Origin of the sequence: Inquilinus sp. CAU 1745, from assembly GCF_039839375.1 — a bacterium.
Taxonomy (GTDB): Bacteria; Pseudomonadota; Alphaproteobacteria; order DSM-16000; family Inquilinaceae; genus JBDOQU01.
Genome location: NZ_JBDOQU010000011.1, coordinates 56,907 through 80,482 on the forward strand (window position 1 = coordinate 56,907; position 23,576 = coordinate 80,482).

The 23,576-nt window shown below is 66.4% G+C and carries 27 protein-coding genes; 15 read left to right on the forward strand and 12 right to left on the reverse strand.

From position 1 onward, the window contains the following. The first annotated feature begins 62 nt into the window (after positions 1-62). The 3 genes from AAFN89_RS13815 (at position 63) to AAFN89_RS13825 (ending at position 1,177) form a co-directional block, all read left to right on the forward strand. Complete coding sequence (locus tag AAFN89_RS13815) at positions 63-185, forward strand: hypothetical protein (RefSeq protein WP_347539653.1); 123 nt, start codon at positions 63-65, stop codon at positions 183-185. After that, positions 185-589 (forward strand): SRPBCC family protein, encoded by a 405-nt coding sequence (locus AAFN89_RS13820; RefSeq protein ID WP_347539654.1) that lies wholly within the window; start codon positions 185-187, stop codon positions 587-589. Before AAFN89_RS13815 ends, AAFN89_RS13820 begins: the two co-directional genes overlap by 1 nt. Before the next feature lie 72 nt (positions 590-661). Next, on the forward strand, positions 662-1,177 hold the full coding sequence (locus AAFN89_RS13825) for a hypothetical protein (RefSeq protein ID WP_347539655.1): 516 nt from the start codon (positions 662-664) through the stop codon (positions 1,175-1,177). 52 nt (positions 1,178-1,229) lie between these two features. Here the strand turns inward: AAFN89_RS13825 and AAFN89_RS13830 are convergent, their stop codons facing one another. Continuing rightward, the gene (locus AAFN89_RS13830; protein WP_347539656.1) at positions 1,230-1,559 is read right to left on the reverse strand and encodes a multidrug efflux SMR transporter; all 330 of its coding nucleotides are present in this window, start codon (positions 1,557-1,559) and stop codon (positions 1,230-1,232) included. Positions 1,560-1,820: 261 nt separating this feature from the next. On the opposite strand from AAFN89_RS13830, the gene AAFN89_RS13835 reads away from it, so the two are divergent. Beyond that, positions 1,821-2,255: an NYN domain-containing protein gene (locus tag AAFN89_RS13835; protein WP_347539657.1), complete on the forward strand. Its 435-nt coding sequence runs from the start codon at positions 1,821-1,823 to the stop codon at positions 2,253-2,255. Here AAFN89_RS13835 and AAFN89_RS13840 read toward each other — a convergent pair. Beyond that, positions 2,243-2,614, reverse strand: coding sequence for an MmcQ/YjbR family DNA-binding protein (locus tag AAFN89_RS13840; protein WP_347539658.1), 372 nt, complete (start codon positions 2,612-2,614; stop codon positions 2,243-2,245). The genes AAFN89_RS13835 and AAFN89_RS13840 overlap by 13 nt on opposite strands. 127 nt (positions 2,615-2,741) lie before the next feature. Here AAFN89_RS13840 and AAFN89_RS13845 point away from each other — a divergent pair, with 127 nt between their 5' ends. Next, on the forward strand, positions 2,742-3,662 hold the full coding sequence (locus AAFN89_RS13845; protein WP_347539659.1) for a DMT family transporter: 921 nt from the start codon (positions 2,742-2,744) through the stop codon (positions 3,660-3,662). Here the strand turns inward: AAFN89_RS13845 and AAFN89_RS13850 are convergent. The 7 genes from AAFN89_RS13850 to AAFN89_RS13880 all read right to left on the reverse strand — a co-directional run bounded on the left by AAFN89_RS13850 (position 3,640) and on the right by AAFN89_RS13880 (position 11,426). Further along, complete coding sequence (locus AAFN89_RS13850) at positions 3,640-4,092, reverse strand: thermonuclease family protein (RefSeq protein ID WP_347539660.1); 453 nt, start codon at positions 4,090-4,092, stop codon at positions 3,640-3,642. The genes AAFN89_RS13845 and AAFN89_RS13850 overlap by 23 nt on opposite strands. A gap of 62 nt (positions 4,093-4,154) precedes the next feature. Further along, entirely contained in the window at positions 4,155-5,639 is a 1,485-nt protein-coding gene (locus AAFN89_RS13855; protein WP_347539661.1) for a leucyl aminopeptidase, read from the reverse strand. Beyond that, on the reverse strand, positions 5,636-7,600 hold the full coding sequence (locus tag AAFN89_RS13860) for an acetoacetate--CoA ligase (protein WP_347539662.1): 1,965 nt from the start codon (positions 7,598-7,600) through the stop codon (positions 5,636-5,638). The genes AAFN89_RS13855 and AAFN89_RS13860 overlap by 4 nt, the downstream gene beginning before the upstream one ends. 65 nt (positions 7,601-7,665) lie before the next feature. Further along, a complete protein-coding gene (locus AAFN89_RS13865) occupies positions 7,666-8,490 on the reverse strand; it encodes a GNAT family N-acetyltransferase (protein WP_347539663.1) in 825 nt (274 codons plus the stop codon). A 45-nt stretch (positions 8,491-8,535) separates the two neighbouring features. Beyond that, a complete protein-coding gene (ychF, locus tag AAFN89_RS13870; RefSeq protein WP_347539664.1) occupies positions 8,536-9,633 on the reverse strand; it encodes a redox-regulated ATPase YchF in 1,098 nt (365 codons plus the stop codon). Between the two features lie 560 nt (positions 9,634-10,193). After that, positions 10,194-10,763 carry an aminoacyl-tRNA hydrolase gene (gene pth, locus AAFN89_RS13875; RefSeq protein WP_347539665.1) on the reverse strand — a complete coding sequence of 190 codons (570 nt, stop codon included), beginning with the start codon at positions 10,761-10,763 and terminating at the stop codon, positions 10,194-10,196. A gap of 21 nt (positions 10,764-10,784) precedes the next feature. Continuing rightward, positions 10,785-11,426, reverse strand: a complete 642-nt coding sequence (locus tag AAFN89_RS13880) for a 50S ribosomal protein L25/general stress protein Ctc (RefSeq protein WP_347539666.1) — start codon at positions 11,424-11,426, stop codon at positions 10,785-10,787. Positions 11,427-11,749: 323 nt separating this feature from the next. Between AAFN89_RS13880 and tkt the strand changes: the two genes are divergently transcribed. The 7 genes from tkt to AAFN89_RS13915 all read left to right on the forward strand — a co-directional run bounded on the left by tkt (position 11,750) and on the right by AAFN89_RS13915 (position 17,983). Continuing rightward, positions 11,750-13,744: a transketolase gene (tkt, locus tag AAFN89_RS13885; RefSeq protein ID WP_347539667.1), complete on the forward strand. Its 1,995-nt coding sequence runs from the start codon at positions 11,750-11,752 to the stop codon at positions 13,742-13,744. A gap of 60 nt (positions 13,745-13,804) precedes the next feature. Next, entirely contained in the window at positions 13,805-14,812 is a 1,008-nt protein-coding gene (gap, locus tag AAFN89_RS13890) for a type I glyceraldehyde-3-phosphate dehydrogenase (protein WP_347539668.1), read from the forward strand. A gap of 447 nt (positions 14,813-15,259) precedes the next feature. After that, complete coding sequence (locus tag AAFN89_RS13895) at positions 15,260-15,622, forward strand: type II toxin-antitoxin system RelE/ParE family toxin (RefSeq protein WP_347539669.1); 363 nt, start codon at positions 15,260-15,262, stop codon at positions 15,620-15,622. Next, positions 15,622-15,957 carry a helix-turn-helix transcriptional regulator gene (locus AAFN89_RS13900; protein WP_347539670.1) on the forward strand — a complete coding sequence of 112 codons (336 nt, stop codon included), beginning with the start codon at positions 15,622-15,624 and terminating at the stop codon, positions 15,955-15,957. Before AAFN89_RS13895 ends, AAFN89_RS13900 begins: the two co-directional genes overlap by 1 nt. Positions 15,958-15,970: 13 nt before the next feature. Continuing rightward, positions 15,971-16,366: a hypothetical protein gene (locus AAFN89_RS13905; RefSeq protein WP_347539671.1), complete on the forward strand. Its 396-nt coding sequence runs from the start codon at positions 15,971-15,973 to the stop codon at positions 16,364-16,366. Between the two features lie 130 nt (positions 16,367-16,496). Further along, positions 16,497-17,426 carry a class I fructose-bisphosphate aldolase gene (locus AAFN89_RS13910; RefSeq protein ID WP_347539672.1) on the forward strand — a complete coding sequence of 310 codons (930 nt, stop codon included), beginning with the start codon at positions 16,497-16,499 and terminating at the stop codon, positions 17,424-17,426. Next, on the forward strand, positions 17,423-17,983 hold the full coding sequence (locus AAFN89_RS13915; RefSeq protein WP_347539673.1) for a thiamine phosphate synthase: 561 nt from the start codon (positions 17,423-17,425) through the stop codon (positions 17,981-17,983). The genes AAFN89_RS13910 and AAFN89_RS13915 overlap by 4 nt, the downstream gene beginning before the upstream one ends. Positions 17,984-18,246: 263 nt before the next feature. On the opposite strand, the gene AAFN89_RS13920 is transcribed toward AAFN89_RS13915, so the two are convergent. From AAFN89_RS13920 to epmA, 3 genes are read right to left on the reverse strand one after another with little or no spacing between them, the layout of a single operon-like run. After that, on the reverse strand, positions 18,247-19,056 hold the full coding sequence (locus tag AAFN89_RS13920) for an MBL fold metallo-hydrolase (RefSeq protein WP_347539674.1): 810 nt from the start codon (positions 19,054-19,056) through the stop codon (positions 18,247-18,249). Further along, complete coding sequence (locus AAFN89_RS13925; protein ID WP_347539675.1) at positions 19,056-20,009, reverse strand: alpha/beta hydrolase; 954 nt, start codon at positions 20,007-20,009, stop codon at positions 19,056-19,058. The genes AAFN89_RS13920 and AAFN89_RS13925 overlap by 1 nt, the downstream gene beginning before the upstream one ends. A 31-nt stretch (positions 20,010-20,040) precedes the next feature. Further along, positions 20,041-21,099 (reverse strand): EF-P lysine aminoacylase EpmA, encoded by a 1,059-nt coding sequence (gene epmA / locus AAFN89_RS13930; RefSeq protein ID WP_347539676.1) that lies wholly within the window; start codon positions 21,097-21,099, stop codon positions 20,041-20,043. A 111-nt stretch (positions 21,100-21,210) separates the two neighbouring features. Here epmA and efp point away from each other — a divergent pair, with 111 nt between their 5' ends. Genes efp through AAFN89_RS13945 form a run of 3 tightly spaced genes read left to right on the forward strand, consistent with a single transcriptional unit; the run spans position 21,211 to position 23,561 of the window. Next, the gene (gene efp, locus AAFN89_RS13935; RefSeq protein ID WP_347539677.1) at positions 21,211-21,777 is read left to right on the forward strand and encodes an elongation factor P; all 567 of its coding nucleotides are present in this window, start codon (positions 21,211-21,213) and stop codon (positions 21,775-21,777) included. 9 nt (positions 21,778-21,786) lie between these two features. After that, complete coding sequence (locus AAFN89_RS13940) at positions 21,787-22,632, forward strand: inositol monophosphatase family protein (RefSeq protein WP_347539678.1); 846 nt, start codon at positions 21,787-21,789, stop codon at positions 22,630-22,632. Positions 22,633-22,643: 11 nt separating this feature from the next. Beyond that, complete coding sequence (locus AAFN89_RS13945; RefSeq protein ID WP_347539679.1) at positions 22,644-23,561, forward strand: 3-hydroxyacyl-CoA dehydrogenase NAD-binding domain-containing protein; 918 nt, start codon at positions 22,644-22,646, stop codon at positions 23,559-23,561. The last annotated feature ends 15 nt before the right edge of the window (positions 23,562-23,576 follow it).

Consider the following 23,576-nt stretch of genomic DNA (forward strand, 5'->3'; position numbering starts at 1 on the left):
CCAAGAGTCCGCGACACGTGGACGATATAGCTCGAGCGAAGCTGAAGATTCCTGGAGGCGGAATGTTTTATCATATAGGTCTCAAGGTCGCTGATCTCGCCAAAGCGTCGAGATTCTACGACGTAACGCTCAAGTCGCTGGCCATAGCGAAATGCTGGTCGGTTGCCGACCAGATCGGCTACTGATGGCGTCGATCTGGTGGGAGGAGCCCGTGGCGGTCAGCGCCGAGGTGGCCTGGAACGCGCTGCGGCGTACAGGCGAGGCGCATCGCCTGTTCTCTCCGGTGCTCGCAGACGGAGCTATGGACGGAGACGTCCGCGTAGTCACGTTCGCCAACGGAATGGTCGTGCGAGAGCGGATCGTTGACGTCGACGAGGAGCGGCGACGTCTTTCCTACAGCGTTATGGGCGACCTGTTCGACCATCACTCCGGCTCCATGCAGATCGTACCCGTCGACGAAGGGCGGTGCCGCTTCGTGTGGGTCAGCGATTTCCTGCCCGATGAGCGCCGCGCGGTCGTGCTGCCATTGGTCGAGCAAGGATCGCGTGCGCTCGCCGAGAATCTGGAGAGCGGACGGTTGAACGATTAGCGAACCCGTCCGTAGCTGACGACCCGCTGTACTCTGTCTCCGTGGTATGGCTGCCGGGAAAGGAAAAACAGTATGACGACGACGATTTCTCCGTTTCTCACCGCTCTCGGATCCGAAGGTCCCCCAGCCGACCGGGCGAAGGACATGGACCTGTATGGATGGCTGATTGGAAGCTGGGAAATGGATACGATCCACCACCTCGATGACGGCACAATCCAGAAGTCGACTGGAGAAATCCATTTCGGCTGGGTGCTCGAAGGTCGCGCGATTCAGGACATCTGGATCAGGCCTAGGCGTCCTGCACCGTCCACGATGTATGGCACCACTTTGCGCATCTTCGATCCTAGAATCGGTGGCTGGCACATCATCTGGAACGACCCACTCAACCAAGATCACTCGCGCCAGATCGGGCGGGCCGAGGGTAAGGACATTGTCCAGATCGGCGATGATTCACGCGGTCTGAAAACTCGATGGCGTTTTACTGAGATCACTGCCAATAGCTTCCATTGGATCGGCGAGGAAAGATCTTCCGAGAGCGACCCTTGGCACATCACATATGAACATTTGGCCCGCAGAACAAATTCCTGAAGCTAGTGGTGTCCTCTCTGCGGGCTTTCAGGCCCCTTCCCTCTTGCGGACCTCAATGGCCCGAGGCGCGGGAGAAGAAATTGAGCACGACGACGCCGGCGATGATGAGCCCCATGCCGAGGAACGCCGCCGCGTCCAGCTTCTCCCCGAACAGGACCGCCCCCATCAGCGCGACCAGCACGATGCCGAGCCCCGACCAGACGGCGTAGGTGAAGCCGACGGAGAAGGTCTTCAGGGTGAGCGACAGCAGGAAGAACGCCGCGCCGTAGCCGACGACGACGATCAGGCTGGGCAGGAGGCGGGTGAAGCCGAGCGAGGCCTTGAGCGCCGTCGTGGCGACGACCTCGCAGGCGATGGCGAGCGCGAGGATGGCGTAGGGCATGGTGAAACGTCCGGACGGGAGGGGCCGCCACGGTGGCCGAGCGAAGGGAGGGCGTCAAGCGGTGGCGGAGCGCCCCATTTTCAGATTGACCATTTAATTCCGATCATAGAACGATACCTGCTCTACTTTTTAGAGAGTCCTAGAATTAGGACATTTTCAGTTGACGTTAAGTCATGGAGGCTCATATTAACGCCATCACTTCTCCCCCGTCGGACACGCTGAAAGGCCTCCGGCGGGGTTATCATTTCAAGGTGCCGTTTCATGCGGCCGCCTGACCCGATCCGGGCCGTCGCGTTCTTCGACGGACAGAACCTCTTCCACTCCGCGAAAGCCGCCTTCGGATACACATATCCGAACTATGACCCGTCGCTGCTCGCTCAGACCATCTGCGAGGGCGATGAGAAAGGCATTGACGTAAGGATCGCGCTGGATGTCATTCGACTGGCGCATGAGGGCGCATATGATGTCGCTCTTCTGTTCTGCCGCGATCAGGACCTCTCCGAAGTCGCGGAGGAGATCAAGCTGATCGCCCGGGAACGGAGACGTTGGATCAAGATCGCGTCAGCATATCCCTACAGCCCGGCCGCCAAAGTTCGGGGGATCAACAAGACCGACTGGATTCAGATCGACCGCGCGACCTACGACCGATGCCTTGACGGCAGGGATTATCGGCCAAAGTCGCGTCAGGATGGCTGACTAGCACCGAACTTCGCCGCCAGGCGCTTCGGGGCTACCAGGACGTAGCTGCGGCGGACGATTTCCGCGACTTCCGCCCAGTCGGGGTCGTTGTCGATCCACATGCCGATCCAGCCCTTGGGGCCGACATAAGGCGGGATGAAGAAGCGGTCGGGGTCGGCGCCGGTCAGGATCATCTGGCTGCCGGCCGGGGCCTTGCACCAGAAGGAGACCCGGCCGTCGCGGTTCCGTTCCATCGCGAAGATGCGGTCGCGGACGCGGTAGGTGGGGTCGTCCCACGTCTCCTTCTCCACCGCTTCGGGAAGGGCGAGGCAAATCGCGCGCAGGCGGGCGGAGGCTTCGGACGATGTGGACAACATGGGGCGGCACGGTATCAGCCCGCCCGGCCCCGACAAAGCCGGATTGCGCGGCCATGGCCGATACAACCAATCAGCATTGGTCATCGGGCGCGCCGGCGTCGGAGTATCCCGGGCGAAAGGGGATTCCATGACGATCGACAAGCCGATGGAGGAGAAGAGCGACGGGCTGGCGCTGGGCTACGTTCTGGCGCTGCTGGGCGTGTTGGCCTTCTCCACCCGCGCGGTGCTGACGCGGCTGGGCTATGCCGAAGGGGTGGACGCCGAAACGCTGCTGGCGCTGCGCATGGGGCTCGCCCTGCCCTTCTTCATCGGCATGGGCCTGTGGGGCCGCAGCCGGGCCGAAGCGCCGATGGCGATACCCGACATCGCCCGCGCGGCGGGGCTGGGGCTCTTGGGCTACTACCTCGCCTCCTATCTGGATTTCCTGGGGCTGGTGACCGTGCCGGCGGGGTTGGGGCGGCTGATCCTGTTCCTCTACCCGACCTTCGTCATCTTCCTGTCGGCCGTGTTCCTGCGGCAGTTTCCCGGCCGGAAGGAGCTGGCGTGCCTGGCGGTCGCCTATGTCGGGCTGTTCCTGGTGCTGGGCGCGCCGGCGCGGGAGATGGATTCGGCGTTGACCGGCGGCGCGTTCCTGATCCTCATGAGCGCGGTCTGCTATTCCCTCTATCTGGTGGGCAGCAGCGTGATCGTCCGGCGGATCGGCAGCGCGCGCTTCACCAGCATCGCGATGATCGCCGCCTCCACCGCCGCAATCGCGCAATTCTTCGCGCTGAAGCCGGCGGGCTCTCTGCTGGAGGTCAGCCCGACGATCTGGATGATCGCCGGCTGGATCGCGCTCATCGCGACGGTCCTGCCGGTCTGGGCGACGGCGGAGGCGCTACGGCGGATCGGAGCGACCAAGGCCTCCATCGTCGGCGCGCTGGGCCCCGTCTCCACCATCACGCTGGGCTGGATCGGGCTGAACGAGGCGCTGACCGGAATTCAGATCGCCGGGGCGGCGCTGATCATCGCGGGCGTGGGGATGCTCACCCTGCGCCGGAAACGCTGAGTTCCGGACACCAGCCGGCGCGGCCGCCGCTGCCGTCATAGGACCGCGCCAGCCCTTCCGCCACCAGGATCGCGGCCGGATCGCCGCCTTCGGCATCCATCAGCCGGGCGACGACGCGGCCGCCGAACGCGTCCGGCCGCACATCCTTGAGAACGAGCGAGCGGTCGTCCAGCAGCGCCGCCAGCCGGTCCCGCGCCCGTTCGGCCAGTACGCGCTCCGACGGGCAGCGGGCGCGCAGCTCCGGCGCATCGATGCCGGCCAGCCGGACGTTCGTCTCCACCGTATGGCCCAGCCATATCGTGGCGCGGACGGAAACCGTGTCGCCGTCGATGATCCGCGTCGCTTCGGCCGGTATGGGGCCGGGCAGCGGATCGGCCAGGGCCGCCGCGCCCCAGACCATCGCCAACGATGCCAGCAGAAGAGAGCGCACGTCCCGCGCCTTTGTGACAATGAACTTTTATATAGGTTATATATCCTATAATAGGCTCAAAATCAATGCTCGACGGTATCGGCGATCCAGCGGTCGAACAGGCGGACGGCGAAGCCCGTCGCGCCTTTGGGACAAAGGGTTGTGTCCTTTTCGGCGGCGGTGAGCTTGCCGGTGTCGATATGCGCCCAGGGCGAGTCGCCCACGAAATGCCGCAGCAGGGCCGCGCCGTGGATGGCGTCGGCCGACGCCTCGTCGGGGGCGACCTGTCGGAGATCGGCGATGTCCGACTTCAAATTCTCGTCGTAATAGGGATCGAGCGGCATCCGCCACAGCCGCTCCTCCTCCGCCTCCCCGGCGGCGACCAGCGCCTTCGCCAGAGCGTCATCGGTCGCGAACAGGCCGGAGAAACGGCCGCCCAGAGCGCGGATGATGGAGCCGGTGAGGGTCGCGATATCGACGATGGCCCGAGGGCGGAACCTGTCGGCGGCGTAGTGGAGCGCGTCCATCAGCACCATGCGGCCTTCGGCGTCGGTGTCGATCACCTCAATCGTCCGGCCGGAGAGCGATGTGACGATATCGCCGGGGCGGAAGGCCCCGCCGGAGAAGGCGTTTTCCGCCAGCGCGACGATCCCGACGACGTTCGCCCTGGCCTTGCGTCCGGCAAGCGCGGCCATCGCGCCCAGCACCGCCGCGCCGCCGGCCATGTCGCCGCGCATGTCCCACATGCCAGCGGCCGGCTTGATCGAGATTCCGCCGGTGTCGAAGGTGACGCCCTTGCCGACCAGCGCCACGGGCGGGGCGTCCGGATCCTCCGCGCCCCGCCAGCGGACGACGAGGAGGCGCGGCGGGTTGACGCTGCCCTTCCCTACCGCCAGCAGGCTGCCGGCCCCGATCGCCTCCAGCGCCGGGACGTCCAGCGCCTCGACCTCCAGCCCCAGCGAGCCAAGCGCGCGGGCGCGCTGGACGAAGGCTTCGGGGGTGAGGATGTTGGAGGGCTCGTTCACCAGGTCGCGGGCCAGGAGCACGCCGTCCGCGACCGCCGAGAGCGGCCGGAAGGCGGCTTCGGCGGCGGCGGGATCGGGGGTCAGGATCGCCAGCGCCTTCACGGCCGCCCGGTCATCCTCACGGGAGCGGCCGCGATAGCGGGTGAAGCGGTAGTCGCGCAGCACCGCGCCCTGGGCGGCGAAGGCCGCCGCCGCGGTGCTGCGGACCGGCGCGCCGTCGATCACGTTCAGCAGGACCGAGGCTTCGGCGATCCCGGCATCCTCCAGCACCCCGACGATCGTCCCGCCCAGCCGGCGGGCGGCGGCTTCGAAGAAGGAGGAAGGATCCCCGATGCCGACCAGCAGCAGGCGCGATGCGGCGAGGCCCGGCGGGCCGATCCAGTCGAAGACCTCCCCCTCATCGGGCGTGAAGCGGCCTTCCGCGATCAGGCGGGAGAGCGCGCCGTCGAAATCCGGATCGAGCCCGGGCGGCGTTCCCGTCGCTACGGGCAGGACGAGGCAACCAGAGGCCGGGAGGCCGAGCGAACCGAAGGACAGCTTCATGAGGCCAGTTCGGAGAGGTTCCGGTAGAGGTCGAGCGCGTCGGGATTGGCGAGCGCCTCCTTGTTCTTGACCGCCCGGCCGTGCACCACGTCGCGCACGGCGAGTTCGGTGATCTTGCCGCTCTTGGTGCGCGGGATGTCGGCGATCGCGACCACCTTCGCCGGAACGTGGCGGGGCGACGCGCCTTCGCGGATGCGGGCCTTGATCCGCTTCACAAGGTCGTCGGTCAGGGAGACGCCCTCGCGCAGCCGGACGAACAGGACGACGCGGACGTCGCGGTCGAAATCCTGGCCGATCACGAGGCTTTCCACCACCTCGTCCAGCTTCTCCACCTGGCGGTAGATCTCCGCCGTGCCGATGCGCACGCCGCCGGGATTGAGCGTCGCGTCCGACCGGCCATGGATGATCAGGCCGCCATGGGGCGTCAGCTCGACATAGTCGCCATGACGCCAGATGTTGGGATAACGGTCGAAATAGGCACCGTGATATTTCGCGCCATCGGGGTCGTTCCAGAAGCCGATAGGCATCGCCGGGAACGGCTTTACGCAGACCAGTTCCCCCTTCTCCCCCGTCACCGGGCGGCCGTCATCGTCGAACACCTCCACCGCCATGCCGAGCCCGCGGCATTGCAATTCCCCCCGCCGCACGGGTGCAGTCGGGTCGCCCAGCGCGAAGCAGGAGATGATGTCCGTGCCGCCGGAGATGGAGGCGAGCTGCACGTCCTTCTTCACCGACCGGTAGACATAGTCGAAGCTTTCCGGCGCGAGCGGGGAGCCGGTCGAAGCGATGGCGCGGACGGATGAGAGGTCGTGGCTGTCGATCGGCCGGTAATCCTGCTTCGACAGCGCGTCGATATATTTCGCCGACGTACCGAAGAAGATGATCCGCTCCGCCTGGGCATAGTCGAAAAGGACGTTGCCATCGGGATAGAAAGGCGAGCCGTCATAGAGCATCAGCGTCGCCTCGACCGCCAGGGCGGAGACCAGCCAGTTCCACATCATCCAGCCGCAGGTGGTGAAGTAGAAGACCCGGTCGTCGCGGTGGATGTCGGCGTGGAGCCTGTGTTCCTTCAGATGCTGGAGCAACGTGCCGCCGGCCCCGTGGACGATGCATTTGGGCACGCCCGTCGTGCCGCTGGAGAACATGATGTAGAGCGGGTGGTCGAAGGGCAGCCGGGTGAACGGGATGTCTCCGGGCGGCGGGCCGGCGATGAAATTCGGGAAGGCGACGGCCCCGCTGAGGCCAGATAGGTCCGGCGCGTCGGTGGTGTAGGGGACGACCACCAGCCGCTCCACCGTCGGCAGCCCGTCGAGGATCGGGGCCAGCTTCTCCTGAAGCGGGAAGGTCTTGCCGTTGTAGAAGTAGCCGTCCGAGGCGAACAACACCTTGGGTTCGATCTGGCCGAAACGGTCCAGCACGCCCTGAACACCGAAATCCGGCGAGGCGGAGGACCAGACGCCGCCCAGCGCTGCCGTCGCCAGCATGGCGATCACGGCTTCGGGCATGTTGGGCAGGTATCCCGCCACCCGGTCGCCCGGCTTCACGCCGAGGTCGGAGAGCGCGCGGGCGGTCCGGGCGACCCGGTCGTAAAGCTCGACCCAGCTCAGCCGGCGTTCGACCTTGTCCTCCCCCCGGAAGACGATGGCTTCTCCATCGTCCCGGCGGCGCAGCAGGTTTTCCGCGAAGTTCAGGCGGGCGTCTGGGAAGAATTTGGCGCCGGGCATCCGGTCGCCATCGACCAGCACACGGTCGCCCCGCCTTTCGGCGACGACCCCGCCCATGTCCCAGATGGCGGTCCAGAAGGTCTCCGGATTGTCGATCGACCAGCGATGGAGCGCGGCATAGTCCGGCAGGTCGACGCCATGATCCCGCGCCGCGCGCTTCCGGAACGCCTCCATGGCGGTGGCGGCCACGCGATCTGGCGACGGCGTCCAGAGCGGCTGGTCCGGCTTGTCGTTCATCATTCCTCCCTTGGCGCCAGTTCCGGGGCGAACTTGGCGCGCGGGAGTCCGCAAGGCAAGCCCGTTCAGTCGGCTCCTTGGGCGGAGCGTCGGGCGGCGCGTCCGGGATGCCTGATGAAGGGGGTCGTGACAGTCAGATGGCGGAAACCGTTGCGTTCCAGCACCGGCCGGCTCTCCGCCCCGGCATCCACGGTCACATAGCGATAGCCGCGCCGGCGCGCCGCCTCCGCCCGCAGCGCGACCAGCGCCCGATAGAGGCCACGGCCGCGATGGGAGCCGAGCGTGGAGCCGCCCCACAGGCTGGCGAAAGAGGAGCCGGCATGGAAGCGCGCCCAGCCGACGGCGACGGGCAGGCCGCCATCATAGGCGACGAGGACCAGCACGCCGTCGGGATCGGCCGCCAGTTCCAGCCTGAGCGCCGGGCCGGGGGCGCATTCCCGCCCGCCCCAGACGGCGAGGTTGACCACATCGACATCGCAAAGCTCGTCCGGCCCGACCTGGCGGATCTCCATCCGCCCGAGGGACGGCACGGCCGGGAGGGGGCCGGAGAGGTCCAGCAGCATCACCGTTTCGGGCTCCCGCTCCTCGAACCGGTGGGCGCGGAGGCGGCAGGCCAGGTCCGACGGCCCGTCATGCTGGTAGTGCTTCCATTCGAAGGCGTGGCCCAGCGTGCGATAGAGCGCGATCTCCCGCTCTATCGCCGCATCGACCGTCTCTCCGTCCAGCGCGCTGTAGAGGATGCAATTGTCGTCGGCGTCCGCCGTGACGCCGATCAGGCGGGTGATCGTCGGCTCCCGTTCTATCCGGAAACCGGGCAGATCGACCGTGTCGCTCAGCCGAAGCTCCGCATCATAGAGGGCCAGGACAGGTTCCAGATCGTTCAGCGCCATCGACGTTCGCTCAAACCGTACCGCCACTACTATAGCGGGTATCGGTCAGACGTTGAACCGGAAGTGGAAGACGTCTCCGTCCTGGACGACATATTCCTTCCCTTCCTGGCGCATCTTGCCGGCATCCTTGGCGCCCTGCTCCCCGCCCAGCGCGACGAAGCTGTCATAGTCGATCGTCTCCGCCCGGATGAAGCCGCGCTGGAAATCGGTGTGGATGGCGCCCGCCGCCTCCGGCGCGGTCGCGCCCTGCCCTACCGTCCAGGCCCGCGCCTCCTTCGGCCCCACAGTGAAGAAGGTGAGAAGGCCGAGCAGGCGGTAGCCGGCGCGGATCACCTTGTTCAGGCCAGCCTCTTCCAGGTCGAGGCTCTCCAGGAACTCCCGCTTCTCGTCGGGATCGGCAAGCTGTGCCAGCTCCGCCTCGATGGCGGCGGAGATGACCACCGTCTCCGCGTTCTCGGCCGCCGCCTTCTCCGCCACCTTCGCGGAATGGGCGTTGCCGGTCGCGGCCTCGTGCTCCGCGACGTTGCAGACATAGAGGACGGGCTTGGCGGTCAGGAGCTGGAGGCGGCGGAAGATCGGCGCTTCCTCCTTGGAAATCTCCGTGACGCGGGCGGGCTTGCCGTCGCGCAGCACGACCAGCGCCCGCTCCATGATCTCAAGCTCGGCCTTGGCCTCCTTGTCGCCGCCCTTGGCGCGCTTGCCGGACGCCGTCACCCGGCGCTCCAGGCTCTCCATGTCGGCCAGCATCAGCTCCGTCTCGACGATCTCCGCGTCGCGGACGGGATCGACCGAGCCCTCGACATGGGTCACCTCCCCCTCGAAGCAGCGCAGGACGTGGAGGATTGCGTCGGTCTCGCGGATGTTCGCCAGGAACTGGTTGCCCAGCCCCTCCCCGCGCGACGCGCCGCGCACTAGGCCCGCAATGTCCACGAACTCAAGCTGCGTCGGGATGATCTTCTGGCTCCTGGCGATGCCGGCCAGCTTCTCCAGCCGCGGATCGGGGACGCCGACCCGGCCGGTATTCGGCTCTATCGTGCAGAAGGGATAGTTGGCCGCTTCGGCCGCCTGGGTGGAGGTGAGCGCGTTGAAGAGCGTCGACTTGCCGACGTTCGGCAGGCCGACGATGCCGCAATTGAAACCCATGGGTGAGGATCGCCGATTGGTCGCTGGAAGAACGAAGCGCGGGTTCTAGCACAAAGGCCGGGCGGCTGGGACAGGTATTGATCGATGAGGGCGAAGCCTTCGCCCCTCCTCCTCATGGTGAGCCTGTCGAACCATGCGGGCACCGACCCTTCGACGGGCTCGGGGTGAGGTGCAATTGTCGTCATGCCGGACTTGATCCGGCATCCATGCGGTGTCGACGCCGGCGGGGGCTGTGCTTGTTCTTCACCGCCGGTGAAGCGGCGGTGGCCTATGGATTCCGGATCAAGTCCGGAATGACCAATGAAATTCAGGACCCAGACACAGCGCGGGAGCCATCCGGTATCCCGGGGCTCCCGGCTATTGGTTTTCACCGCTTTGCGAAGAAGCGATCCCGAAGGATACGATCTGCTTCCTGCTGTCGCCGCACGGGTGTTGCGGCGGCTCTTTCGTCGCCGGAAATCCGACCACGTGAGAGGAAGGGTGCGACTCATCCGACGGCCCGTCAAGACGGTAGTCGTGCGCCGCACAATGCATAAAAAACCGGGGACAGAAGTCCGATCTCAGCCCTTCGTCAGGAGGGCGATCCTGGTCATGAACTTCTCCGGCTCGTTCTCCGCCAGCAGGGGGGCGCAATCGGCCACAGCCTCCATCAGCGGGTCCAGCCAGTCCTCGTCGGAGCGCGAGAAATCGTGCAGCACGTAATTGTGGACCAGTGCCTTGTCGCCCGGGTGGCCGATGCCCAGGCGGACACGCCAGTAATCCTGGCCGATATGGCGGTCGATGGACCGGATGCCGTTATGGCCGCCCGCGCCGCCCGCCTTCTTCACCCGGACCTTGCCGGGGGCGAGGTCGAGTTCGTCATGGATCACGACGACGGAATCGGGGTCGATCTTGTAGAAGCGCATCGCCTCCCCGACCGACTGGCCTGAGAGGTTCATGAAGGTGGCGGGCTTGAGCGCGATGGTCTTGCGGCCCGAAAGCGAGCCTTCGGCCATTTGACCCTGAAACCGGCTGCGCCAGGAACCGAAGCCATGGCGGTGGGCGACATCGTCCACCGCCATGTATCCGATATTGTGCCGGTTGTAGGCGTACTGCGCCCCGGGGTTGCCGAGGCCGACCAGAAGCAGCATCGAACGATCGGAAAGGGAGGATTACTCCTCGCCTTCCTCCTGCTCCTCGCCCTCTTCCTCTTCGCCTTCCTGGGCTTCCGACGCCTCGGCGGAGACGACGGTCGGCGCGGCGACGGTGGCGATGGTGAAGTCGCGGTCGGTGATGGTCGGGGCCACGCCATTCGGCAGCTTGACGTTGCTGATGTGCAGGCTGTCGCCGATCTGCGCGCCGGTCAGGTCGATGACCAGCTCCTCCGGGATCGCCGAGGCGCGGCAGGTCACCTCGACCTCATGCCGGACGACGTTCAGCACGCCACCGCGCTTGATGCCGGGGGACTTGTCCTCGTTAACGAAGCGGACCGGAACCTCGACCTCGATCTTGGTCGTGTCGCTGACGCGCAGGAAATCGATATGGATCGCGATGTCGGTCACGGGATCGAGCTGCACGTCGCGCATCAGCACGTGGTGGCTGTCCTTGCCGACCTTGATGTCGTAGAGGTGCGTGAACTGCGCCGGATCCTTCAGGATCTTCAGCAGCGAGTGCCCGTTGATGCTGACCATCACCGGCGGCTGCTTGTCGCCGTAGATGACGCTGGGGATCATCCCCGCCCGACGCGCTGCCCGTGCTGCCCCCTTACCGGCCCGGTCCCGCGCTTCGGCCGTGATGGTGATCGTATCGGCCATGGCCTTGGAACTCCTTGGAAATGAACAAAGACGCCGACCTCCAGGGGTGTCGGCGTCGCCAGCCCCGCCGCGGCGGGGAACGCGCCCATCGTTAGCGCGGGCGTCTCTATAGTCTCAGGCGCGCGCGAAGGCAAGCGCGGCGTCGGCAAACCACCTGCCCGCCCCTCCGCGCGACATGCCCGTTGACGGGGCTGGGGCGGGGCGGCATGGTGCGGCCGGTTTCGCGGCGGGAAGCCCCGTGCGCGCACGCCCATCCTGCGCCGCCGGCTGCGCGCACCGCCCGGCCTGTCGGCGTCAATCAATCATGCCAGGACCAGCCGCAGATGCCCAGTTCCGTCGCCGCCCGAACCAGCCACAAGGATATGGCGAACGTCATCCGCGCCCTGTCGATGGATGCGGTGGAGGCTGCGAAGTCGGGCCATCCCGGCCTGCCGATGGGCATGGCCGATGTGGCGACGGTGCTGTGGTCGAAGTTCCTGAAGTTCGACCCGGCGAACCCGACCTGGCCCGACCGCGACCGGTTCGTCCATTCCGCCGGCCACGGGTCGATGCTGCTCTACAGCCTGCTGCACCTGACCGGCTTCGAGAAGATTACGCTGGACCAGTTGAAGAACTTCCGGCAGTTGGGCGCGATCACGGCCGGGCATCCGGAGGTCGAGCAGGACGCAGGGATCGAGACGACGACCGGCCCGCTGGGCCAGGGCATCTCCACCGCCGTCGGCATGGCGCTGGCCGAGCGCATCCTGAACGCGCGGTTCGGCGACGATCTGGTGGACCACCGGACCTATGTCATCTGTTCGGACGGCGACCTGATGGAGGGGATCAGCCACGAGGCCTGCTCGCTGGCCGGCCATCTGAAGCTGGACCGTCTGATCGTCCTCTATGACGACAACGAGATCTCGATCGACGGGCCGACCAGCCTGTCCTTCAGCGACGACACGGCCAAGCGGTTCGAGGCCTATGGCTGGGACGTGCAGAAGATCGACGGCCACGATCCCGAAGCGATCGAGGCCGCCATCGCCGCCGCCCAGAAGACGGCGACGCCATCGATGATCTGCTGCCGCACGACCATCGGCTTCGGCGCGCCGACCAAGGCCGGCAAATCCTCCTCCCACGGCAGCCCGCTGGGCGCGGAGGAGATTGCCGGCGCGCGGAAGAACCTTGGCTGGGACCACGCGCCCTTCGTCATCCCCGACGAGGTGCTGGCCGCGTGGCGTGAAGCCGGCCGCCGGTCGGGCAACATTCATGGCGACTGGGAAAGCCGCCTCGCCCACTCCAGCCGGAAGGACGAGTTCACCACGGCCGTGACGGGCGCGCTGCCGTCGGACCTCTCCGCGCTCATCAACGGGCTGAAGAAGTCGATCAGCGAGGAGAAGCCGAAGCTGGCCACGCGGCAGGCGTCGGGCAAGGCGCTGGACGCGCTGGTTCCGGCGATCCCGGAGATGATCGGCGGATCGGCGGACCTGACAGGATCGAACAACACCAAGACGAAGGTCTCCACCGACATCTCCGCCGGCGCCTATGGCGGCCGCTACGTCAATTATGGCGTGCGGGAGCACGGCATGGCCGCGGCGATGAACGGCATGGCGCTGCATGGCGGGATCATCCCCTATGCCGGCACCTTCCTGACCTTCGCCGACTATTGCCGGCCGTCCATCCGCCTGTCGGCGCTGATGCATCAGCGCGTCGTCTATGTGATGACCCATGATTCCATCGGCCTCGGCGAAGACGGTCCGACCCACCAGCCGGTGGAGCATATGGCGGCACTGCGGGCGATCCCGAACCTGCTGGTCTTCCGACCCGCCGATGCGGTGGAGACCGCCGAGGCGTGGGAGCTGATGCTGCGCAACGATCGCGGCCCGTCGGTCATCGCGCTGACCCGCCAGGGTCTGCCGACGGCGCGGACGGAACATACCGATGAGAATCTGAGCGCCCGGGGCGCCTATGTCCTCGCCGAGGCCGAGGCCGACGCCAGGGTGACGCTGATGGCGACGGGGTCGGAGGTCGCCATCGCGCTGGATGCGAAGAAGGCGCTGGAGGCCGAAGGCATCGGTACGCGCGTCGTCTCCATGCCCTGCTGGGAGCTGTTCGAGCAGCAGGGCGTTGCCTATCAGCGGAAGGTGCTGGGCGAAGGCACGGTTCGCGTCGGCGTCGAGGCGGCGATCCGCCTGGGCTGGGACCGCTGGATCGGGTCCGACGGCGCGTTCGTCGGCATGGCGGGCTTCGGCGCGTCGGGCAAGTACGAGGATCTCTACGACCATTTCGGAATCACGGCGGCCAAGGTCGCCGAGGCCGCGAAGGCCGGTCTTGGAGACTGACAGAAACTTCCGGCTCCCCCACAAAAACAGGCGGAAGACCATTCCATCAAGGAGGAAAACATGGCGGTGAAGGTTGCGATCAACGGGTTCGGCCGCATTGGCCGGCTGGTGCTGCGGGCGATCTACGAAAGCGGCCGCAAGGATGTGGAAGTGGTCGCCATCAACGATCTGGCGGACAACGCCACGAACGCGCACCTCTTGAAGTACGACAGCGTCCACGGCCGGTTCCCGCTGCCGGTCGAGAGCGGCGAAGGGTTCATCACCGTCGATGGCCACAAGATCAAAACCCTTCAGGAACGCGACCCGGCGAAGCTGCCCTGGGGCGATCTGGGCGTCGAGGTCGCGCTGGAATGTTCCGGCATCTTCACCAAGCGCGACGACGCGGCCAAGCACCTGGCGGCCGGCGCCAAGAAGGTCCTGATCTCCGCCCCCGCGACGGACGAGGACATCACCATCGTCTATGGCGTCAATGACGACAAGCTGACGGCCGATCACAAGATCGTCTCCAACGCGTCCTGCACCACCAACTGCCTGGTGCCGGTGGCCGCGGTGCTGCACGAGGCGGTCGGCATCGAGCATGGCTTCATGACGACGATCCACAGCTACACCGGCGACCAGCGCATCGTCGACACGATGCACAAGGACCTGCACCGCGCCCGCGCCGCGGCGCTGAACATCATCCCGACCTCCACCGGCGCGGCGAAGGCCGTCGGCAAGGTGATGCCGGAGTTGAAGGGCAAGCTGGACGGCAGCTCCGTCAGGGTGCCGACGCCCAACGTCTCCGTCGTCGACTTCAAGTTCGTCGCCAAGCGCGCGACCAGCGTGGAGGAGGTCAACGGCGCCATCGGCAAGGCCGCCGGGGGCAAGCTGAAGAACATACTGGGCGTCTATGACGAGCCGCTGGTGTCGATGGATTTCAACCACGACCCCCGCTCCTCGATCTTCGCGCTGGGCGAGACCAAGGTCATGGAAGGCACCTTCGTGCGGATCCTGACCTGGTACGACAATGAGTGGGGCTTCTCCAACCGCATGGCGGACACGGCCGTGGCGATGTCCAAGGCGGGCTGAACGATCCGGAATGGGGTAAGTTCTTACGCCTTTCGGACCAGTTTCATCCAAATGAAGGATGATTTCGGCTCCGGTATGATCAAGGATGGAGATGCCTTTGGCGTATCCATCCTTGCCAAGGTCGACCCGCTTCCTTCGATCCTTCCGGGTGCTCCCCGTAGAATCGGCGGAAACGGTCAAACTCCAGCGACGCGGAACCTCGACGCCCGGGGTTCCGCGTTCTTTTCATTCATGCCCGTGCCGCCGCCCGTCATCCTTCATCTGAAGGATGCGTGGGAACCCGAATCGCCGACATGCTCCGGAAGGCCTCGGCATCAGGAGCCGACGCGCACGCTCGTGGCGGGCGGAAAGCCATCCGCCCGCACCCTCAAGGCCGGAAGCCCCAAGCTTCCGGCCTTCTTTCGTTTCTGCGCCTACTTGCGCTCTATATCCGAACAGGTATAGTACATGATCGAGAAACGCAGGATTCTCTATTGGGAAGGTTCCTCGAAGAAGGATTTCAAGGGATTCCCCATTCCCGTCCAGAAAGACATGGGCGTTGCGCTGTTCGTCGTGCAATTGGGCCAGACACCCGGATCGGCTAAACCCTGGAAAGGGCTCGGCCCAGGAATCCATGAACTGGTGGAAGAACATCGGGGCGACGCCTACCGCGCGGTCTATACGGTGCGTATCGGTGATGCGGTGCATGTACTGCATGCGTTTCAGAAGAAGTCGAAGTCCGGCGTAGCCACACCGCAGCCGGACGTTGAGTTGATTGAGAAGCGATTGAAGGCAGTGCTCGCCCGCTACGGGCTGAGTGGGAGATCGTGATGACGGGCAAGAACAATCCTCAAGGCGTCGACCCCCAGGGCGTCGACAATGTGTTGGCCGACCTCGGCTTCAACGATGCCGAAGAGCTGTCGGCGAAGACCGTTCTCGCGGTCAAGCTGAACGAGTTGATCGACAAGCGCGGCCTCAGCCAGACCGAGGCGGCCCGCATCACCGGGATGACGCAGCCCAAGGTCTCCCAAGTCCGGCGCTACAAGCTGCAGAACATCTCTCTCGAACGCCTGATGCAGGCGCTGGTGACGCTCGACCAGCATGTCGAGATCATCGTGCGTCCCGCGCGCCGCGCTCATGCGGCCGGCATCACGGTGGCCCCATGATGCGCCAGCGCCCATGCCCGACCGTTTCGTCCTAGTCAGGTCGGCGGCGGACCTGGCGCTGGTTCTGGAGGCCGCGGCCGCCCCTCTTCACCTGGTCAGCGACCTGAACGCGGGCGTCCATGCCGGGGCCGGGTGGTGGCGGGCGCTGGTCGATCAATGCCCGGCGGAGCGGCTGGCGGTCGCGCTGCTGGATTGCGGGGACGGCTCCAAGGCGGTGCTGGACGCGCTGGCGGCCGACGTAGTGGACATCGTCTATAGCAGCAATCCGGCCCAGCCGTTGGCCCGCGCACTCCACGATCATGCGGGCCTGCACGGCGCGCGGCTGTGGCCGGAACGGCCGGAAGCGTTCGACCTTCGCCGCCGGCGCGACCCGCTGGGCGACTGCCGGCGGTGGCTGGACCAAGAATAGGGCCACCGGACCTGCATTCAGGGCGGAACCGCCATCCCCGCGGCGGCGTTGCATTGGCGGAATTGCTGGTTTATCGAGAAACTGCGAAATTCAGGCCATTCACTCCGAAAACGACCCCAAGGACCGTTCGATGAAGCTGACGACGCGCGTGAAGAAGATTCTGGCGAACTACAGCGGCGAAAACCCCGGCGTTCAGGCGAAGCTGGCGCAGATGCTGATGCATGGCCGGCTGGGCGGCACCGGCAAGATGATCATCCTGCCGGTCGATCAGGGGATCGAGCACGGTCCGGCGCGCAGCTTCGCGATCAATCCGGACGGCTACGACCCGCTCTACCACCACCAGCTCGCCATCGATGCGGGGCTGAACGCCTACGCCGCGCCGCTGGGCAGCCTGGAGGTCTCCTCCCCCCACTTCCCGGCCCAGGTCCCGACGATCCTGAAGATCAACCATGCCAACAGCCTGAGCCGGCTGAAGGAAGACGCCGACCAGGCGATGTTCGGATCGGTCGAGGATGCGCTGCGGCTGGGCTGCACGGCCATCGGCTTCACCATCTATCCGGGGTCGGACCAGGCGTTCGAGCAGATGGAGGAGATCGCGGAGCTGATCCGCGAGGCGAAGGCGGTCGGCCTGCCCACCGTCCTCTGGTCCTATCCGCGCGGCGGCGACGTGACCAAGGATGGCGAGACGGCGATGGATGTCGTCGCCTATGGCGCGCATCTGGCCTGCCAGCTTGGCGCCCATGTCATCAAGGTGAAGCTGCCGACGGACGTCCTGGAGCAGAAGGAAGCCAAGAAGGAGTTCACCGACCAGAAGATCGCCATCGGCACGCAGGCCGAGCGGGTTGCGGAAGTCGTGCGGTCTTGCATGAACGGCCGCCGGATCGTCGTCTTCTCCGGCGGCGCGGCGAAGGGCACGGACGCGGTGCTGAACGACGCCCGCGCCATCCGTGACGGCAACGGCAACGGGTCGATCATCGGCCGCAACTGCTTCCGCCGTCCGCGCGCCGAGGCCATGGAACTGCTGGATACGCTGGTCCGCATCTTCCAGGGCAAGGAGTGAGCGATCAGCGGCTCTATCTCGTGACGCCGCCGGCTTTCGAGCCGGCGGCGTTCGCGTCCCTGCTGGCCGAGGCGCTGGAGGCCGGGCCGGTCGAGTGCGTGGAGCTTCGGCTGGCGTCCGGCGACGAGGCCGGCTGGCGGACCGCTATCGAGGCGCTGCGGCCCGTGGCGCAGGATCGCAACGCGGCCTTCCTGCTGACCGACAGGGCGGCGCTTGCGGCGGAAACCGGCTGCGACGGCGTGGCGCTCCTCTCCCCGCAATCCTATGCCGAGGCGCGGCGGCTGGTCGGGCCGCAGGCGATCGTCGGCGCATGGGCCGGAACCAGCCGTCACGACGCCATGACCGCAGGGGAGCGAGGCGCGGATTTCGTCGGCTTCGCGGCCGATGCGGAGCTGATCGACTGGTGGGCCGACCTGTTCGAGATACCCTGCGTCGCCTATGGCGGGATCACACCGGAAACCGGGCCTGCCTTCGGAAAAGCCGATTTCCTGGCGCTGGACGATGCGGTCTGGGGGAATTCCGCGGGGCCAGCCGAGGGCGTCCGCGCTTTCCTGTGACGGCGGGCCGGGCCGTGCCCGGTTCTTCGCCGCCAGCGAAGCGGCAACGGCCTATGGATTCCGGATCAAGTCCGGAATGACCAATAAAAACAACGTCATGCTGGACCTGATCCAGCATCCATACGGAGTCGATGCCGGGCGACCTTCACCGGAATAACCAATGGGGCAAGCCACTCTTGCCTTTCTTCCTCACCTTGAGCCTGTCGAAAGGTGTGTGCCCGCATGGTTCGACAGGCTCACCATGAGGACGATAAGGAACCCTGTCAGTCCTCCAGCGCGTTGAGATAGCGGTCGATGGAGCGGCGGACGGCGTCCTTCGCCCCGTGCGCGATCCGCTTGCCCCGGAAGCCGCCATAGAGGCGGTCGTAGGAGAGCGGCTTCAGCCTTTCGCCGATCGTGCGGACGGTCGCGGCGGGAAGCGGTATGCGGTTGGGATAGCTGCGCATGAAGCTGACCCAGTTCGTATCCTCCGCGATCGCGGCGGTGTCGCCGGTCATGAGGACGCCCCTGCCCTCCGCCCCCTCCGGCCAGTGGAGGACGGCGCTGCCCTCGAAATGGCCGCCGCAGCGGATGAGGGTCGGCCCCTCCTCCAGTTCCAGCCGGTCGCCGCCCCAGAAGCGGACCGCCGGGTCCGGCCGCATCACCCATTCCCGGTCGTCCTCATGCAGGTGGATGGGCGCGTCGAAGACACGGCTCCACTCCACCATCGCGGAATAGAAGTGCGGATGGGAGATGGCGATCGCGTCGACGCCGCCCAAGGCGGTCACGATGTCGATCGTGGCGTCGTCCAGCAGGGTGATGCAGTCCCACAGCACGTTGCCGCCGGCGGCGCGGACCAGCAGCGCGCGCTGGCCGATGGCGAAGTCCGGCACGGTGGCAATGCCGTAGAGGCCCGTCTCATGCCGTTCGAAGGCGTTGCGGCGGTCGCGCCGGAGATCGTCCAGACTCGTCCAGGACTGGCCGCCCGGCGGCAGGAACTGCCTTTCATCCTCGCAGATCGGGCAGCGCGCGGGCGGACGGTCGCCGCTGTCGGCGAACTGGACCCCGCAGGCAGTGCAGACGAAGCAGGCCATCAGCCGCGCGCCAGCCGGCGGATCGCGGCTTCCGCCTGCTTCACATGACGGTCGCCCTCCGGGATCGCGTGGAGCAGCATGTTGAAGCCATGGATCATGCCGGGCGCGACATGGTGGACGACCTCAGTTCCCGCATCGCGCAGCGCTTCGGCGTAGCGCGCCGCCTCGTCCCGCAGAGGGTCGCATTCGGCGGCCAGGATCACCGTCGGCGGCATGCCGCGCGGCACGGCGTGGAGGGAGGGGGAGATCAGCGGGTCCCCCGGCTGCCCGGTCGTGCCCAGATAGCAGCGGGCGAACCAGTCCAGCTCCTCCCGCGTCAGGTTCGTGCCCTCGGCATGCTCGTCGACCGATGGCTCGTCGAGCGTGAGGTCCAGCCACGGACAGAGAAGGTAGTTGAGCGCGACCGGCGGGCCGTTCTCCGTCACCGAAAGGCGCGTCACGGCAGCGGCCAGGCCGGCTCCCGCGCTGCATCCGCCGACCATGATCCGCCGGGCGTCGCCGCCATAGGCGTGGGCGTGGTGGGCGATCCACATCAGCGCGTCGTAACCATCCTCCACCGCCGCCGGGAAGGGATGTTCCGGAGCCAGCCTGTAGCTGGCGGAGACGACAAGCGCCGGCAGGCGCTGGGCCAGACGCCGCGCCTCATGCTCGCTCTCGTCGATGCCGCCGATGACGTAGCCGCCGCCATGGAAGTAGAGCGCCACCGGCAGCGGGCAACCATGGGCCGTGCGGGGCTTGACGATGCGGACGCGGCGCGGGCCGGACCGGGCCGGGACCATGTGATCCTCCACCCAATCCACCGGCTCCAGCGGCGGCCGGTCCTCCAGGATCACCTCATGCGCGATTTCCCGCGCCTTGGCCGGGCCCATCCTGTGGAGCGGCGGCAGGCTCCGCTCCGCCAGCCAGGCGTCCACGGCCTTCACATAGGCCAGGGATTCGGGATGCAAGCTCATCGCCTCAGCGTCTCCGGTAGAAAAGGCGTCGTCAATCCGCTACCGGCGCCCAGATCACGTCCTCGATGTCCGCGGCCCCGGTCGCCAGCATGACCAGCCGGTCGAAGCCGAGCGCGATGCCTGAGCTTTCCGGCAGGCCGTGATCGAGCGCGGCCAGGAAATCCTCGTCTATCGGATAGCGCACGCCGTAAAGCCGTTCCTTCAGATCCATGTCCGCGACGAAACGGGCGCGCTGAACCCCCGGTTCCGTCAGCTCTCCGAAGGCGTTGGCCAGTTCCAGCCCGCAGACATAGAGTTCGAACCGCTCCGCCAGCCGGCCATCCTCCGGTTTCGGCCGGGAGAGGGCGGCCATGGAGATTGGATAATCCTTCAGCACGGTCGGCGCGCCGACGCCCAGGAAGGGCTCGATCTTCTCGAGGAAGATTCGGAAGAAGAGGTCGTCCCACCGGTCGCCCTCGCGCGCCGGGATGCCGATGGCGGCGGACTGGCGGTCCAGCAGCGCGACGTCCGGGGCGTGGGGATCGGGCGCGGTCGCCAGGAGGTCGATCCCGGCATAAGTCTCGAACGCCTCCGCGACGGTGAGGATCTGCCATGGGGCGAAGGGGTCGGCCTCCAGCCCGCCGCGCCGGAAGCGGTCATGGCCCGACGCGCGGAGCGTGGCGCGGAGCAGGCCCCGGCAATCCTCGATCAGCGCCTCGTACCCCTCCCGGACCCTATACCATTCCAGCATCGAGAATTCGGGATGGTGGGTCGTGGACCGCTCGGCGTTCCGGAAGACATGGGAGAGCTGGTAGATGCGCGGCAGCCCCGCGACCAGCAGCTTCTTCATCGCGAATTCGGGGCTGGTGTGGAGGAAGACCGGCCGCCGGTCGTCCGGATGCGGCCCGCGCAATTCCGTCCGGAAGGCCTGGAGGTGCGGCTCCAGCCCCGGCGAGACCTGGAGCGCGGGCGTGTCGACCTCAAGGAAATCCATGGCATCGAAGAAATCGCGCAGCGCGCGCTGCATGCGCGACCGGGCCAGGAGATCCTCCCGCCTGGGCTGGTAGCGATCCGGCCGCCACCAGGGCGCGCGGGGTTTGCGGGGCTGCATCCTGTCCTGTTCCAATTGCCTTGCGCGGGGCTTGCTGTTAGGTTCCGCGCCGATTTCGCGCCGGACTTTTCACGATCCCGCGCGGCCGCATCCTGAAAAGCAGGGATTTCAATGAAGGTCAACGCCATCACCATTCGCCCGGGCAACGTGCTGGAGCACGAGGGCAAGCTGATGCTGGTCACCAAGATCGACATCATCCAGCCCGGCAAGGGCAATGCGGTGATCCAGGTCGAGATGAAGGACGCACGCACGGGCACCAAGACGCAGCAGCGCTTCCGCACGCAGGAAACGGTCGAGCGCGCCCGTCTGGACGAGCATGATATGCAGTATCTGTTCAGCGAAGGCGATCTCTACACCTTCATGGATAATGAGACGTTCGAGCAGGCGACCATCCCGCGCGACACGATCGGCGACCCGGCCGTCTTCCTGCAGGAAGGCATGGTCTGCACTGTGACGATGCATGAGGGATCGCCTCTTTCGGTGGAGATCCCGGCCACCGTCACCATGCAGATCGTCGAGGCCGAGCCCGTGGTGAAGGGCCAGACGGCGTCTTCGTCCTACAAGCCCGCCATTCTGGAGAACGGGGTGCGGGTCATGGTGCCGCCGCACATCGAATCCGGCACCCGCATCGTGGTCAACACGGCCGACAATTCATATTCCGAGCGCGCGAAGGACTGATCCCCCGACATGGCCGTCCGTTCCCCCACCATCAATGTCATGGTCCGCGCCGCCGAGAAGGCGGGGCGCGCCCTCGTGCGCGATTTCGGCGAGGTAGAGCAGCTTCAGGTGTCGAAGAAGGGGCCGGCGGATTTCGTGTCGACAGCCGATTTCAAGGCCGAGAAGACGATCCGCGCCGAACTGGCAAAGGCTCGCCCCGGCTTCGGCTTCCTGATGGAGGAAAGCGCCGAGACCAAAGGCACGGACGGCGACAATCGCTGGATCGTCGATCCGCTGGACGGGACGACGAATTTCCTCCACGGCATCCCGCATTTCGCGATCTCCATCGCGGCCGAGGTGAACGGCGAAGTGACCGCCGGCGTCATCATGAACCCCGTCACCAACGAGCTTTTCTACGCCGAGAAGGGCAAGGGCGCGTTCGTCCAGATCAATGGCGGCGTCGACCGGCGGCTGCGCGTGTCCGGCCGGCGGCTTCTGGAGGAATCGCTGATCGGCACCGGCGCGCCCTTCAAGGGCCATGGCGACATCCCGAAATTCCTGGGCGAGCTGGATGAGATCCTGCCGAAGGTCGCCGGTATCCGCCGCATGGGCGCAGCGGCGCTGGACCTGGCCTATGTCGCCGCCGGGCGGCTGGACGCCTTCTGGGAGACCGGGCTGAACGCCTGGGATGTCGCGGCGGGCATCATCCTGGTATCGGAAGCCGGCGGCTACGTGACCGAGATCAACGGCAAGCGCGACCCGCTGAACAACCGCAGCATCCTGGCCGCCAATACGCACATGCACCTGCCGGTGGCGAAGATGCTGAAATCTGCCGCCAAGGCCAGGTCCATCCCTGAAGCCCAGCCAGCGGGCTGAGGCGGCCCGGCGTGATCGAGGTCGGCAGGGTAGCGGTCATCGGCTGCGGCACGGTGGGGCTGAGCTGGGCCGCCCTGTTCATGGCGAACGGCCTGGATGTCGTCGCCTATGATCCCGCCACGAACGACAAGGACGATCTGCTGCGGCCGATCAGGGATATCCTTCCGACCTTGAGGGAAATCGGCCTCGACGGCGACGGATCGCTTTCCATCGCGGGGGCGCCGGAAGAGGCCTGCCGCGACGCCGACCTGATCCAGGAGAATTCGCCCGAGAGGCTGGAGGAGAAGGCCGACCTGCTGGCCCGGCTGGACGAAGCGAGTCCGGAACGGGCGATCATCGCGTCCAGCACGTCCTCGCTGTTGTGGAGCGACATCACCGGGAAATGCCGGAACAGGGACCGGGTCATCATTGCCCATCCCTTCAACCCGCCCCACCTGATCCCGCTGGTCGAACTCTACGGTCCGGACCGTTCGGTCGTGGACCGCGCCATGGCGTTCTACGCGAAGATCGGGAAACACCCGGTGCGCCTGAACAAGGAGATGAAGGGGCACATCGCCAACCGGCTTTCCTCGGCGCTCTACCAGGAAGCCGTTTACCTGGTGGAGCAGGGTGTGGCCTCCGTCGCCGACATAGATTCGGCGCTGCGTGAAGGGCCGGGGCTGCGCTGGTCGATCATGGGCGCGCACCTGACCTATCATCTGGGAGGCGGACGCGGCGGCATACGCCACTATCTCGACCATCTCGGCCCCAGCCAGGAGCGCCGATGGGAGGATCTGGGCCGGCCCAAACTGACCGAGTGTCTGAAGGAGAAGCTGATCGACGGGGTCGAAGAGGAAACCGGCGGCGCGACCATCCCGGACCTTGAACGCGCGCGCGACGAGGCGCTGCTCCGCATCCTGAAGGCGAGAGGCGGCGGCGACCGCGACTGACGAGGTGAGAACCTT